This window comes from Pantoea sp. CFCC18177 (assembly GCF_059412425.1).
In genome coordinates this window covers 51,717-64,437 of record NZ_JBNBPL010000001.1, presented here as the reverse complement: position 1 = coordinate 64,437, position 12,721 = coordinate 51,717, and the positions used below count along the sequence as shown (strand labels likewise).

The 12,721-nt window shown below is 55.4% G+C and carries 12 protein-coding genes and 4 tRNA genes; 15 read left to right on the top strand and 1 reads right to left on the bottom strand.

The window, feature by feature from the left end; genetic code table 11:
* Nucleotides 1–6: 6 nt before the first annotated feature.
* The 15 genes from wzzE to ACPUC8_RS00245 all read left to right on the top strand — a co-directional run bounded on the left by wzzE (nt 7) and on the right by ACPUC8_RS00245 (nt 12,261).
* Entirely contained in the window at nt 7–1,056 is a 1,050-nt protein-coding gene (gene wzzE, locus ACPUC8_RS00315; RefSeq protein ID WP_494925407.1) for an ECA polysaccharide chain length modulation protein, read from the top strand.
* 10 nt (nt 1,057–1,066) lie between these two features.
* A complete protein-coding gene (gene wecB, locus ACPUC8_RS00310; RefSeq protein ID WP_039329195.1) occupies nt 1,067–2,191 on the top strand; it encodes a non-hydrolyzing UDP-N-acetylglucosamine 2-epimerase in 1,125 nt (374 codons plus the stop codon).
* Between the two features lie 2 nt (nt 2,192–2,193).
* Nucleotides 2,194–3,453, top strand: a complete 1,260-nt coding sequence (gene wecC / locus ACPUC8_RS00305; protein WP_494925406.1) for a UDP-N-acetyl-D-mannosamine dehydrogenase — start codon at nt 2,194–2,196, stop codon at nt 3,451–3,453.
* Nucleotides 3,450–4,526 (top strand): dTDP-glucose 4,6-dehydratase, encoded by a 1,077-nt coding sequence (gene rffG / locus ACPUC8_RS00300; protein ID WP_494925405.1) that lies wholly within the window; start codon nt 3,450–3,452, stop codon nt 4,524–4,526. The genes wecC and rffG overlap by 4 nt, the downstream gene beginning before the upstream one ends.
* Nucleotides 4,527–4,549: 23 nt before the next feature.
* Nucleotides 4,550–5,431, top strand: a complete 882-nt coding sequence (gene rfbA, locus ACPUC8_RS00295) for a glucose-1-phosphate thymidylyltransferase RfbA (protein WP_039329201.1) — start codon at nt 4,550–4,552, stop codon at nt 5,429–5,431.
* Nucleotides 5,409–6,107, top strand: a complete 699-nt coding sequence (gene rffC / locus ACPUC8_RS00290; protein ID WP_494925404.1) for a dTDP-4-amino-4,6-dideoxy-D-galactose acyltransferase — start codon at nt 5,409–5,411, stop codon at nt 6,105–6,107. The genes rfbA and rffC overlap by 23 nt, the downstream gene beginning before the upstream one ends.
* Nucleotides 6,104–7,234, top strand: coding sequence for a dTDP-4-amino-4,6-dideoxygalactose transaminase (gene rffA, locus ACPUC8_RS00285; protein WP_494925403.1), 1,131 nt, complete (start codon nt 6,104–6,106; stop codon nt 7,232–7,234). Before rffC ends, rffA begins: the two co-directional genes overlap by 4 nt.
* Nucleotides 7,234–8,487 (top strand): lipid III flippase WzxE, encoded by a 1,254-nt coding sequence (gene wzxE, locus ACPUC8_RS00280; RefSeq protein ID WP_494925402.1) that lies wholly within the window; start codon nt 7,234–7,236, stop codon nt 8,485–8,487. Before rffA ends, wzxE begins: the two co-directional genes overlap by 1 nt.
* Nucleotides 8,484–9,554: a TDP-N-acetylfucosamine:lipid II N-acetylfucosaminyltransferase gene (gene wecF / locus ACPUC8_RS00275; RefSeq protein ID WP_039329210.1), complete on the top strand. Its 1,071-nt coding sequence runs from the start codon at nt 8,484–8,486 to the stop codon at nt 9,552–9,554. The genes wzxE and wecF overlap by 4 nt, the downstream gene beginning before the upstream one ends.
* The gene (wzyE, locus tag ACPUC8_RS00270) at nt 9,551–10,894 is read left to right on the top strand and encodes an ECA oligosaccharide polymerase (protein WP_494925401.1); all 1,344 of its coding nucleotides are present in this window, start codon (nt 9,551–9,553) and stop codon (nt 10,892–10,894) included. Before wecF ends, wzyE begins: the two co-directional genes overlap by 4 nt.
* A gap of 18 nt (nt 10,895–10,912) precedes the next feature.
* Nucleotides 10,913–11,647, top strand: coding sequence for a lipopolysaccharide N-acetylmannosaminouronosyltransferase (gene wecG / locus ACPUC8_RS00265; RefSeq protein ID WP_039329215.1), 735 nt, complete (start codon nt 10,913–10,915; stop codon nt 11,645–11,647).
* Nucleotides 11,648–11,805: 158 nt separating this feature from the next.
* A tRNA-Arg gene (locus ACPUC8_RS00260) sits at nt 11,806–11,882 on the top strand.
* An 88-nt stretch (nt 11,883–11,970) separates the two neighbouring features.
* Nucleotides 11,971–12,046 (top strand) — tRNA-His (locus ACPUC8_RS00255).
* 15 nt (nt 12,047–12,061) lie between these two features.
* Nucleotides 12,062–12,148, top strand: a tRNA-Leu gene (locus ACPUC8_RS00250).
* Between the two features lie 36 nt (nt 12,149–12,184).
* Nucleotides 12,185–12,261: transfer RNA gene (locus ACPUC8_RS00245), tRNA-Pro, on the top strand.
* Between the two features lie 77 nt (nt 12,262–12,338).
* Here ACPUC8_RS00245 and ACPUC8_RS00240 read toward each other — a convergent pair.
* Nucleotides 12,339–12,473: a hypothetical protein gene (locus tag ACPUC8_RS00240; RefSeq protein WP_267886290.1), complete on the bottom strand. Its 135-nt coding sequence runs from the start codon at nt 12,471–12,473 to the stop codon at nt 12,339–12,341.
* Nucleotides 12,474–12,721: the final 248 nt, after the last annotated feature.

Sequence of the window (12,721 nt, the reverse complement as noted above, 5' to 3'; positions counted from 1 at the left end):
TTTGTTATGACCTCTGTCGTTGTGGAGAACGAACTGGATGTGCGCGGCCTGGGCTGCACGTTATGGCGCGGCAAGCGCTGGATTATCGGCTGCGCGCTGCTGTTTGCCCTGCTGGCCTGGCTGGCCTCAATGTTGATGAGACAAGCGTGGAGCACCACGGCGGTGACCGATCGCCCAACGGTGAATATGCTGGGCGATTTCTTCGTGCAGCAGCAGTTTCTCAATAATCTTGATGTGCGCACCAATACGCTCAATCTTAATACGCCTGCCCCTACGGTGATGGATGAGGTGTATCAGGAGTTCACCATGCAGCTGGCCTCCTGGGATACGCGTCGTGACTTCTGGCAGCAAACCGAGTATTACAAAAGCCGCAAAAGTGGCAACGCCCACAATGATGCAGCACTGCTCGACGACATGATCACCAATATCCAGTTCACGCCGGCGGATGCGGCGCACAACACGCTGGATAACATCAAACTGATTGCTGAAACCGCCAGCGACGCCAACAATCTGCTGCGTCAATATATCGCCTATGCCAGCGAGCGTGCGGCGCGTCATCTCAATGCCGAGTTGAAAGGTGCATGGCAGGCGCGCACTGTACAACTGCTGGCGCAGGTGAATCGTCAACAGGAAGTGGCCCAGTCGGTGTTTGACCGCCAGCGTCAACGCATTGAACAAGCATTGAAAGTGGCCAGTCAGCAGGGGATTAAAGAGAATCGCGCACCTGCCACCGGTGAAGCGCTGCCCGATAGCGACCGATTCCTGTTGGGTCAGCAAATGCTGCAGGCGCAGTTGGATACGCTGCAGGCGAGCGGTCCCGCTTACGATTTAAGCTATGATCAAAACAGGGCGATGCTGGGTACGCTGCAGGCGGGCGCGCGTTTGGACAAACCGTTCCAGACTTATCGCTACCTGCGCACCCCGGAAGAACCGGTATCGCGCGATAGTCCGCGCCGGGTGTTTATGATGATCATGTGGGGCGTGATCGGTGCGCTGGTGGGTTCAGGTGTCACGCTGGTGCGCCGTCCTCGTTCAACGTTACCAACCAGCCATTAAGAGAAGCCACGTGAAAGTTCTGACCGTATTTGGCACGCGTCCTGAGGCGATCAAAATGGCTCCGCTGGTGCAGGCACTGGCGGACGATCCTGCGTTTGACGCACGCTTGTGCGTGACGGCGCAGCATCGTGAAATGCTCGATCAGGTGCTGCGGCTGTTCAAGCTGCAACCTGATTACGATCTCAATATCATGCGCCCCGAGCAGGGGCTGACAGAGATTACCAGCCGTATCTTGCAAGGTATGAAAACGGTATTGGCCGATTTTCAGCCCGATTTAGTGTTGGTGCACGGTGATACCACCACCACTTTCGCTGCCAGCCTGGCCGCGTTTTACCATCAGATTCCGGTCGGGCATGTGGAAGCGGGTTTACGCACCGGCAACCTGATGTCGCCCTGGCCGGAAGAAGCCAACCGCACCTTGACCGGGCATTTAGCCAGCTACCACTTTACGCCAACGGAAAATTCACGACAGAACCTGCTGCGCGAAAATCTCCCCGATGCACGTATTTTTGTCACCGGTAATACGGTGATTGATGCGTTGCTGTGGGTGCGCGATCGCGTGCTGGATGATGTCGATCTCAATGCGCGTTTAGCGGCACGCTATCCGTTCCTGGATGCGGATAAGAAACTGATTCTGGTCACTGGCCATCGCCGTGAAAGTTTCGGTGGAGGCTTTGAACGCATTTGCAGCGCACTGGCGCAGATTGCGCGTCAGCATCCGCAGGCGCAGATTGTCTATCCTGTCCATCTCAATCCTAACGTCAGTGAGCCGGTAAACCGCATTCTCAGCGGTATCGACAATATCATCCTGATTGAGCCGCAAGAGTATTTGCCGTTTGTCTGGCTGATGAACCGCTCCTGGCTGATTCTGACCGATTCCGGCGGCATCCAGGAAGAGGCCCCTTCGCTGGGCAAACCGGTGCTGGTGATGCGTGACACCACTGAGCGTCCGGAAGCGGTGGATGCCGGTACGGTGAAGCTGGTTGGCACTGACGTTAATCGTATCGTCGCAGAAGTCAGCGTGTTGCTACAGGATGATGAAGCCTGGCAGGTCATGAGTCGTGCACATAATCCGTACGGCGATGGTCAGGCCTGCGCGCGCATCTTGCAGGCACTCAAACAATACAGAGCATAATGATGAGTTTTAATACCATTTCCGTTATCGGACTGGGCTACATTGGGCTGCCAACGGCAGCTGTTTTTGCCTCAAAGGGAAAGCGCGTGATCGGCGTGGACATCAATGCCCGCGCGGTCGACACCATTAACCGCGGTGACATCCACATTGTTGAACCCGAGTTGGGTGATGTGGTGCGTGACGCTGTGCTGGCCGGTCATCTGCGTGCGACAACTCAGGCTGAAGCCGCCGATGCCTTCCTGATCGCCGTGCCCACGCCTTTTATCGGCGATCATCAGCCCGATCTCAGTTATGTGCAGGCGGCGGCGCTGTCGATTGCACCGGTACTGAAAGCGGGTGATCTCGTTATTCTGGAATCCACCTCTCCGGTGGGAACCACGGAACAAATGGCAGCATGGCTGGCTGAGTCACGCCCCGATCTGCGTTTTCCGCAGCACGGTGATGACTGCAACGTGTTTATCGCCTACTGCCCCGAGCGCGTGCTGCCCGGCAAAGTGATGGTTGAACTGCTGGAAAACGATCGGGTGATCGGCGGCATGACGCCTGCCTGTTCGGCACGTGCCAGTGAGCTGTATCGAATCTTCTTGCGTGGTGAATGTGTTGAAACCAACGCCCGTACCGCCGAGATGTGCAAACTCACCGAAAACAGCTTCCGCGATGTGAACATCGCTTTCGCCAACGAGCTGTCGCTGATTTGTGCAGAACAGGCGATTAATGTGTGGGAGCTGATTGCGCTGGCGAACCGCCATCCTCGCGTCAATATTTTGCAACCCGGCCCCGGCGTTGGCGGCCACTGCATCGCGGTCGATCCTTGGTTTATCGTGGCGCAGAACCCGGATTTGGCGCGCTTAATCCGCACGGCGCGTGAAGTGAATGATGCGAAGCCGACCTGGGTGCTGGATCAAGTCAAACAGCAGCTTGCCGAATGCCTGACCGCCAGCGGCAAGCGCGCGAGCGAAGTGACGATTGCCTGCTTTGGTCTGGCATTCAAACCCAACATTGACGATTTGCGCGAAAGCCCAGCCATGACGGTGGCGCATCTGATTGCGGAATGGCACAGCGGCCCGACGCTGGTGGTGGAGCCGCATATCGAAGAGATCCCCGCACGCCTGGCGCAAGAGGCCACGCTGGTTTCCACCGAAGATGCGCTGCAACAGGCGGATATTCTGGTGATGTTGGTCGATCACGCTCAGTTCCGCGCGATTGACACGAGTCGCATCGCGCAGCCGTGGGTCGTCGATACTAAAGGTGTCTGGCGATGAAACAGTTCCTGGTCACCGGAGGCGCCGGATTTATCGGTTCTGCGCTGGTGCGTTTCCTGATTGAGCAGACTAACCATCGTGTCGTGGTGGTGGATAAACTCAGTTATGCCGGGAATTTAGCCTCTCTGGCACCTGTGCAGCAGAGTGCGCGTTTTGCTTTTGAACAGGTTGATATCTGCGATCGTGCTGAACTGGATCGCGTCATGGCACAGCATCAGCCTGATTGCATTATGCATCTGGCGGCTGAAAGTCACGTCGACCGTTCGATTGATGGGCCAATTGCCTTCGTCGAAACCAATATTGTCGGCACCTATCAGTTGCTGGAAGCGGCACGCCATTACTGGAATCAAATGGACGATGAGCGCAAAAAAGGCTTCATTTTCCACCATATTTCCACCGACGAAGTGTTTGGCGATTTGCACGGTAGTGATGATTTCTTTTCTGAAACGACACCGTACGCACCGAGCAGCCCTTATTCCGCCACCAAAGCCAGTAGCGATCATTTAGTTCGGGCCTGGCTACGCACTTATGGCTTGCCGATTATCGTCACCAACTGTTCCAACAATTATGGTCCTTACCATTTTCCAGAAAAGCTGATTCCGCTCACCATCATCAATGCGCTGGCGGGCAAACCACTGCCGGTGTATGGCAATGGTAGCCAGATTCGTGACTGGTTGTACGTTGAAGACCACGCGCGCGCGCTCTATAGCGTGGTGAGCAACGGCAAAGTCGGGGAAACCTACAATATTGGCGGGCACAACGAACGCCGTAATATTGAGGTGGTTGAAACGCTGTGCGATTTGCTAGACGAACTGGCACCGCAGCAGCGAGCGGCGCATCTGACGTGCTATCGCGATCTGATTACCTTTGTCACTGACAGGCCGGGTCACGATCAACGTTACGCTATTGATGCCAGCAAAATTGCGCGTGAGTTGGGATGGACGCCACAGGAAACCTTTGAAAGTGGCATTCGTAAAACCGTGCAGTGGTATCTGGCCAATCCGTCATGGTGGCAGGCGATTCTCAACGGCAGCTATCGTGGTGAGCGGTTGGGTTTAGCCATTCCGCGCTAAAGCGTCATTCAGGAGAAGCATCGATGAAAGGTATCATTCTGGCAGGGGGATCGGGCACGCGTTTACATCCCATCACGCGTGCAATCTCGAAGCAATTGCTGCCGGTATACGACAAACCGATGATTTACTATCCGCTGTCGGTGCTGATGTTGGCGGGTATCCGCGAGATCCTGATCATCACGACCCCGGAAGATCGAGCGCATTTTGAGCGCCTGCTGGGGGATGGCAGTGAATTCGGGCTGCAACTGCAGTTTGCGGAACAGCCCAGCCCGGATGGATTAGCGCAGGCATTTATTATCGGTGAAGCTTTCATTGGCGATGATAGCTGCTGTCTGGTGCTGGGCGATAACCTCTATTTTGGTCAAGGCTTCAGCCCAAAACTGAAGAAAGTGGCTGCGCGTAGCACGGGCGCCACGGTCTTTGCTTATCAGGTCATGGATCCTGAACGTTTTGGTGTCGTTGAGTTTGATGATGACTTTAACGCGCTTTCGATTGAGGAAAAGCCAAAGCAACCCAAATCTCGCTGGGCAGTGACAGGTCTCTATTTCTACGACAACCGCGTGGTGGAGTTTGCCAAACAGGTGCAGCCCTCTGAACGGGGAGAACTGGAAATTACCGCCATCAACCAAATGTACCTTGAGCAGGGTGAATTGTCGGTTGAGTTACTCGGGCGCGGTTTCGCCTGGCTGGATACCGGTACGCATGACAGCTTGATTGAAGCGAGTATGTTTGTGCAGACGGTAGAAAAACGGCAGGGCTTTAAGATTGCCTGCCTGGAAGAGATTGCGTGGCGCAATGGCTGGCTCAGTGACGATCAACTGCTTGCGGCTGCCCAGGCGCTGACTAAAACCGGCTACGGCCAATATCTGCTGGATGTTCTCCATGCCCGTCCGCGTCAGTATTAATCCCCTTGCGTGGGAGAGCGATTTTTTTGGCGTAAACAGCGCCCGCGTGATGCTGGATGGCGAACTCTCCCTTGAGGAAGCGCTGCAGCAGCCTGCTACGCTGTGGCAGGCCAAAGTGCCTGCCGAGCGCATTGAGGTGATTGATGCTCTGAGCCAGCAGGGGTTCCAGCTGGTTGAGGGGGAAGCTGACCTCGCGCTCAATATCAAACGCACCGAACGGCAAATGGGGGTGCGTATTGCGCGTGAAGCGCAAATCCCGGCATTACGTGAGGCGGCCTCGCAGGCATTTCGGCTGAGTCGTTTTCGTGCACCCTGGTTCGATCCCGAGGACAGCGGACGCTTCTACGCGCAATGGATTGAGAATGCTGTGCGCGGCACCTTTGATCATCAATGCCTGGTGGCCAACGATGAGAGTGGCGCATTGCAGGGATTTGTCTCAATGCGAGAAGTAGAAGGCGATGCGCGCATTGGCTTGCTGGCCGTATTGCCGCATGCCCAGGGCCAGGGAATCGGACAACGTTTGTTACTGGCTGCCGCAGACTGGGGCCGTGTGCGCCAACTTGAGCGCCTGCGTGTGGCCACGCAACTCAGTAATCTCACGGCGATGCGCCTCTATTTACGCAGCGGTGCCCGGCTTGAAAGCACCGCTTACTGGTTTTACAGGAATGCCTCATGATCCCATTTAATGCGCCTCCGGTTGTAGGCAGCGAAGTTGAATATATGCAGTCGGCGATGGCCAGCGGCAAACTCTGTGGTGATGGTGGCTTTACCCGACGCTGTCAGCAGTGGATGGAGCAACATTTTGGCAGTAAAAAAGTCCTGCTGACGCCGTCATGCACTGCCTCACTGGAAATGGCCGCGATACTGATCGATATCCAGCCCGGTGATGAAGTGATCATGCCGAGCTATACCTTTGTTTCAACCGCCAACGCCTTCGTGCTGCGCGGTGCGACCATTGTGTTTGTGGATGTGCGCCCTGACACCCTTAATATCGACGAAACCCTGATCGAAGCGGCGATTACTGCCAAGACCCGCGCAATTGTCCCGGTGCATTACGCGGGCGTGGCTTGCGAGATGGACAGCATCATGGCGCTGGCGGCGAAGCATCAGCTGTTTGTGATTGAAGATGCGGCACAAGGCGTGATGTCCCAATACAAAGGGCGTGCGCTGGGCACCATTGGTCACATTGGCTGCTTTAGCTTCCATGAAACCAAAAACTACACTGCCGGGGGTGAAGGGGGCGCGACGCTGATCAACGATGCGAAGTTGGTCGAACGTGCCGAGATTATCCGTGAAAAGGGCACCAACCGTAGCCAGTTCTTCCGTGGGCAGGTGGATAAATACACCTGGCGCGATATCGGTTCGAGCTATCTGATGGCGGATCTGCAAGCCGCCTACTTGTGGGCACAGCTGGAAGCGGCTGAGCGCATCAACCAGCAGCGCCTGCGACTGTGGCAGCGCTATTACGATGCGCTGCAACCGCTGGCAGCGGCAGGGCGTATCGAATTACCGGTGGTGCCGAAGCACTGCCGCCACAACGCCCACATGTTCTATATCAAACTGCGCGATAGCGACGATCGTCAGGCTCTGATTAATTGGATGAAAGAGGCCGAGATCCTCACGGTGTTCCACTATATTCCGCTGCACTCTTCACCTGCTGGCGAGCGGTTTGGCCGCTTCCTGGGCGATGATGTCTTCACCACTTCAGAGAGCGAGCGCCTGCTGCGCCTGCCGCTGTTCTATAACCTATCAGACAACAATCAGCGTACGGTGATCAGTTCGTTGCTGAGCTTCTTTGCCTGATGTCGTTAGCAAAAGCCTCGGTCTGGACCGCCTCCTCTACGCTGGTCAAAATTGTCGCCGGTTTGCTGGTGGTGAAACTGCTGGCGGTGAGCTTTGGGCCGGAGGGAATAGGGCAGGCGGGTAACTTCCGTCAGTTGGTCACCGTGCTGGGCGTATTAGCCGGGGCAGGCATTTTTAATGGCGTGACCACCTATGTCGCGCAGTTTCAGCAGCAGCCCGCGCAACTGCGGGCCGTGACGGGCACGGCATCAGCCATGGTGTTGGGCTTTTCCACTCTGGTGGCGCTGGTGTTTTTGCTGGCAGCAGGGCCGATAAGCCATGCGCTGTTTGGCCATGAGCAATACGCGAATGTGGTGCGCATTGTGGCGTTTCTGCAGTTCGGTATTGCCTGGGCCAATCTGACACTGGCGTTGCTGAAAGGTTTTCGCGATGCGCGCGGCAATGCGCTGGCGCTGATTGCGGGAAGCCTGGTGGGTGTGCTGGGCTATGTGCTGTGCTGGTGGCTTGGCGGTTATCCCGGTGCGCTGGTGGGGTTGGCCCTGGTTCCGGCACTGCTGGTGTTCCCGGCACTGCTGATGCTGCGGCGTCATCAACAGGTGCTGCCACTGCGCTGGCTCAAACCGACGTGGCAGCCTGAGCTGGCGCGGAATCTGGCGAAGTTTACCCTGATGGCGCTGATCACCTCGGTCACCTTACCGGTGGCATGGGTAATGATGCGTAATTTGCTGGCGCAACAGCAGGGATGGGCGCAAGTGGGGTTGTGGCAGGGCGTCACCAGTATTTCTGACGCCTATTTGCAGTTCATCACCGCTACTTTCAGCGTCTGGTTACTGCCTACGCTGGCACGGCTGGAGAGCAAACCACAGATTGCACGTGAGATGGGGCGCGCACTGCGCTTTGTTTTACCTGCGGTGGCGGCGGCCAGTTTTTGTGTCTGGTTGCTGCGCGATGTCGCTATCTGGCTGCTGTTTTCGCCGCAATTTGCCGCAATGCGCGACCTTTTTGTCTGGCAGTTGTGTGGCGACGTCTTTAAAGTCGGCGCCTATGTTTTCGGATACCTGGTGATCGCCAAAGCGTCGCTGCGTTTCTATATATTGACGGAAATCAGCCAGTTTGTGCTGCTGACCGCGTTTTCTCATTGGCTGATCCCACTACATGGCACAGCCGGAGCTGCACAAGCCTATATGGCGACCTACGTGCTCTATTTCGCCCTTTGTTGTGGCGTATTTATGATTTATTGCCGGAAAAAATGACTTTATTTCACGTGCTGGGATCGGATATCCCGCATCACAACCATACCGTGCTGCGCTTCTTTAATGAGGTGATGAGCCGCGAGCTGCCAACTGATGTGCCGCGTCAGTTTATGGTGGTGACTACAACGCCAGAGGCCTTGCAAGTCTACACTGCGCTGCACATTGAAACCTTCACCAGCAAGCGCGCGCTGGCGCAGGCAGTGATTCAGCGCGCGGCTGACCGCGCAACGCGCTTTTTCTTTCACGGCCAGTTTAATCCGCAAATCTGGCTGGCGTTGCTGAGTGGCAAACTGCGGCGTCAACAGGCGTTCTGGCATATCTGGGGCGCTGATCTGTACGAAGAAGGACGCGGCATCAAGTATCAGCTGTTTTATCTGCTGCGCCGTCTGGCCCAGCGCCGTCTGGCACATGTGTTCGCCACGCGCGGCGATTTGCACGCTTTCCAACAACGTCACCCCCGCGTGCCAACATCATTGCTCTATTTTCCGACACGTATGCCAGAAGCTGCAGTCCCCGCTGGAACGCATAGCGATGATTTTACGGTGCTTTTAGGCAACTCTGGCGATCGCAGTAATCGCCATATTGAGGGTTTACAGGCGATTCATGCTCAGTTTGGCGATAAGGTGAAAGTGCTGGTGCCGCTCGGTTACCCGGATAACAATCACGCGTATATCGCAGAGATTGCTACCGCCGCGCAGCGCCTGTTCCCACAAGGTCAGGTGAGCTTATTACGCGATAAGATAGATTTTGACACCTATCTGCAATTGCTCAGTGGCTGTCAGCTCGGCTATTTTATGTTCGAGCGCCAGCAGGGGATTGGCACGCTCTGTTTGCTGATCCAGGCCAATATTCCGTTTGTGCTTAACCGCAAGAACCCGTTCTGGCGCGATCTCAGTGAGCAGGGCTTGCCGGTGTTGTTCAGTGAGGATGTGCTGGATGCAGCCCGCGTTGCGGAAGCGCAGCGACAACTGACGCACTGCGATAAATCCTTGATTGCCTTTTTCGCCCCTGGCTATCTGGCAGGCTGGCGCCACGCGCTGACCCTGAGTGAAAGGGAGAGAACATGAGCCTGATGCAGTTTAGTGGTCTGCTGGTGGTTTACCTGTTTTCGTTGGGTTTTATCTTGACCTTAACCTGGCGGGAATTTAAACGGGTGCGCTTTAACTTCCACTTGTTTTTTACCATCCTGTTTTTGCTGACGTTTTACTTCGGTTTTCCGCTCACCTGCGTGTTGGTTTTCCGCTTCAATGTGGAAGTGGTGCCGCCGGAATTCTTGCTGCAGGCCCTGCTGGCCGCCACCAGTTTTTACGCCATCTATTACGTCAGCTACAAAGTGCGATTACGTCCGGTCACTGCGCCGCCGCGTAAACCCTTGCTACAGATTAATCGGGTTGAAACCCATCTCACCTGTTTGCTATTGGCTCTGGTGGCGATCGGCACCGTGACGGTGTTCTTTATGCACAATGGCCTGCTACTGTTCAGGCTTTCAGCCTACAACCAGATTTTCTCCAGTGAAGTGTCGGGCGTGGCGTTGAAGCGCTTCTTCTACTTCTTCATTCCGGCGATGCTGATTCGCTATTTCCTCAATCCGACGCAGCGTCAGTGGCTGTGGTTTTTGCTGGTGTCGGTGGCGTTTGGGCTGCTGACCTACGCGCTGGTGGGGGGCACTCGCGCGAATATCATTATCGCTTTTGCTCTGTTCCTGTTTATTGGCATTACGCGCGGTTGGATTACGCTGTGGATGCTGGTGGGGGCGGGCGTGATGGCGATTGCGGGCATGTTCTGGCTGGCGCTGCGCCGTTACAACCTCGACGTGGTGGGGGATGAAGCCTTCTATACCTTCCTGTATCTGACGCGCGATACCTTCTCACCCTGGGAGAATCTGGCGCTGTTGTTGCAGAACTACGACAAGATTGATTTCCAGGGGCTGGCACCGATCTGGCGTGACTTCTATGTCTTTATCCCCAGCTGGCTGTGGCCTGGTCGCCCATCGATTGTGCTAAACAGTGCCAACTACTTTACCTGGGAAGTACTGAATAACCACTCGGGCCTGGCGATTTCCCCCACGCTGATCGGTTCGTTGCTGGTGATGGGCGGCGTATGGTTTATTCCGCTGGGCGCGGTTGCCGTGGGCTGGCTGATGAAGGGGTTCGATAGCCTCTATCTGCAAGGTCGCGATACGCCAAACCGTTACAGTGGCGCAATCCTGCAGAGCTTCTGCTTCGGTGCAGTCTTTAACATGATCGTGCTGGCTCGCGAAGGGTTGGATGCATTTGGCTCTCGCGTGGTGTTCTTTTGTGTGATTTTTGCTGCCTGTATGGCAGTGGCGAAAATGCTGTACTGGCTGTTAGCGCGTGCGGGACTGATTCGTGCGCGCAGCGAGCCGGTGTTTCACAGCCTTTCTTAACCTTTGGGAAGATGATTCATGAAAACCGATAAGCCGCGCTATAACCTGCGCGGCGTCGATCTTCACGCGTTTAATGATATGGAAAGCTTCCTGCATTTCCTGCTGCCTGAGGGGCAGCCGCGCAGCGGCACGCTGGTGGCGATGAATGCGGAGAAGATGCTGACTCTGGAAGAGGACGCGCAGTTACGCGCGCTGATTGCTGAGGCAGAATTTAAATACCCTGACGGCATCAGCATTGTGCGTTCATTACGTAAGAAGTACCCAGACTTACAGGTGAATCGCATAGCCGGTGCTGATCTGTGGGAAGCGTTAATGGAGCGCGCAGGGCGGACGGGCATTCCGGTGTTTCTGATTGGTGGCCGACAGGCGGTACTGGATGAAACCTGCGACAAGCTGCGTCGCCAGTGGAATGTGAATATCGTTGGCCGCCAGGATGGCTATTTTGCACCCGCTGAGCGTGAGGCACTGTTTGCACGTATCGCCGCCAGTGGGGCGAAGATAGTCACGGTCGCGCAGGGATCACCGCGCCAGGAGCTGCTGATGCGTGATTGCCGTGAGCGCTGGCCACATGCCCTTTATATGGGCGTGGGTGGCACCTACGACGTCTTTACCGGTCACGTCGCGCGTGCGCCACGTATTTGGCAGAATCTGGGGCTGGAGTGGCTCTATCGTCTGATTCGTCAGCCTTCGCGCTGGCGCAGGCAGTTAAAGCTGCTGAAATATTTACGCTACCACTGGCGTGGCGATCTTTGATATTGCTGATTTTTGCAGCAATTACATCCTGTTCAGTAGCAAAACTGCGCTATTTATCGACGGAATGCACAAAGCGTAAGCAAACGCGTTTTTTTTATAAAAAAGCTCTGGACAGTGTGAGGCCAAATCCGTAGTATGCCCATCCGCAACGGCGCTACGCGCCCGTAGCTCAGCTGGATAGAGCGCTGCCCTCCGGAGGCAGAGGTCTCAGGTTCGAATCCTGTCGGGCGCGCCATTTAGTTTGTGCGCAAGAGCTTCGGTGGTTGGTTTGACCGCGTTATGCAGTGATTAGTAAGCAGAGATGCTTACGCACCAGAATTATGGTGGCTATAGCTCAGTTGGTAGAGCCCTGGATTGTGATTCCAGTTGTCGTGGGTTCGAGTCCCATTAGCCACCCCAAATTTTGCTGGACATGCGATGGTGGCGGAATTGGTAGACGCGCTAGCTTCAGGTGTTAGTGTTCTTACGGACGTGAGGGTTCAAGTCCCTCCCTTCGCACCAGGCAAAATTACGCGGTAGCGTGAAGAAGTAAAAAATCGGCGAGTAGCGCAGCTTGGTAGCGCAACTGGTTTGGGACCAGTGGGTCGGAGGTTCGAATCCTCTCTCGCCGACCATATTTAAGAAACCTGCTTGAAAAAGCAGGTTTTTTTTCGTCTGTATTTCCCGTCTCATACGTCATTCTGTATAGGGCTCACCTTGCCGCCATCGGGCGCGCCCCGACAAAATAACCGTAGCGGCGCGATTTATCGCGCTTGTATAGAGCGGAGCCGCTGCTGACCGGACGCGCAATGAATTGCGCCGCTACAATACGGTAGAACGTATTCATTTGAATATCGATTTGTCGCTATTCTGAGACGCCTATCTTATTGATATTAAACGGCCTTACGTTACCTTGCACAGCGTGTCGTTCATCAGCGACAACCGCGGACGTGATTGTTGTGAAATCACGACACTGCTGGCACCTCGCGCCGTTAATCCCATTCTATCTTGCTGATTTAAAATAACTTACCTCGGCGTCTGCAATTCTGGCACGCGTTATGCAATAATTGTTCTGTAGATGCTCATTCCACCTCT

Coding starts and splice junctions, on each gene's coding strand:
- rfbA (WP_039329201.1), top strand. CDS start 4,550: ATGAAAGGTATCATTCTGGCAGGGGGATCGGGCACGCGTTTACATCCC.
- rffG (WP_494925405.1), top strand. CDS start 3,450: ATGAAACAGTTCCTGGTCACCGGAGGCGCCGGATTTATCGGTTCTGCG.
- wecF (WP_039329210.1), top strand. CDS start 8,484: ATGACTTTATTTCACGTGCTGGGATCGGATATCCCGCATCACAACCAT.
- rffC (WP_494925404.1), top strand. CDS start 5,409: ATGCCCGTCCGCGTCAGTATTAATCCCCTTGCGTGGGAGAGCGATTTT.
- wecG (WP_039329215.1), top strand. CDS start 10,913: ATGAAAACCGATAAGCCGCGCTATAACCTGCGCGGCGTCGATCTTCAC.
- wzzE (WP_494925407.1), top strand. CDS start 7: ATGACCTCTGTCGTTGTGGAGAACGAACTGGATGTGCGCGGCCTGGGC.
- wzxE (WP_494925402.1), top strand. CDS start 7,234: ATGTCGTTAGCAAAAGCCTCGGTCTGGACCGCCTCCTCTACGCTGGTC.
- ACPUC8_RS00240 (WP_267886290.1), bottom strand. CDS start 12,473: ATGAATACGTTCTACCGTATTGTAGCGGCGCAATTCATTGCGCGTCCG.
- rffA (WP_494925403.1), top strand. CDS start 6,104: ATGATCCCATTTAATGCGCCTCCGGTTGTAGGCAGCGAAGTTGAATAT.
- wzyE (WP_494925401.1), top strand. CDS start 9,551: ATGAGCCTGATGCAGTTTAGTGGTCTGCTGGTGGTTTACCTGTTTTCG.
- wecC (WP_494925406.1), top strand. CDS start 2,194: ATGAGTTTTAATACCATTTCCGTTATCGGACTGGGCTACATTGGGCTG.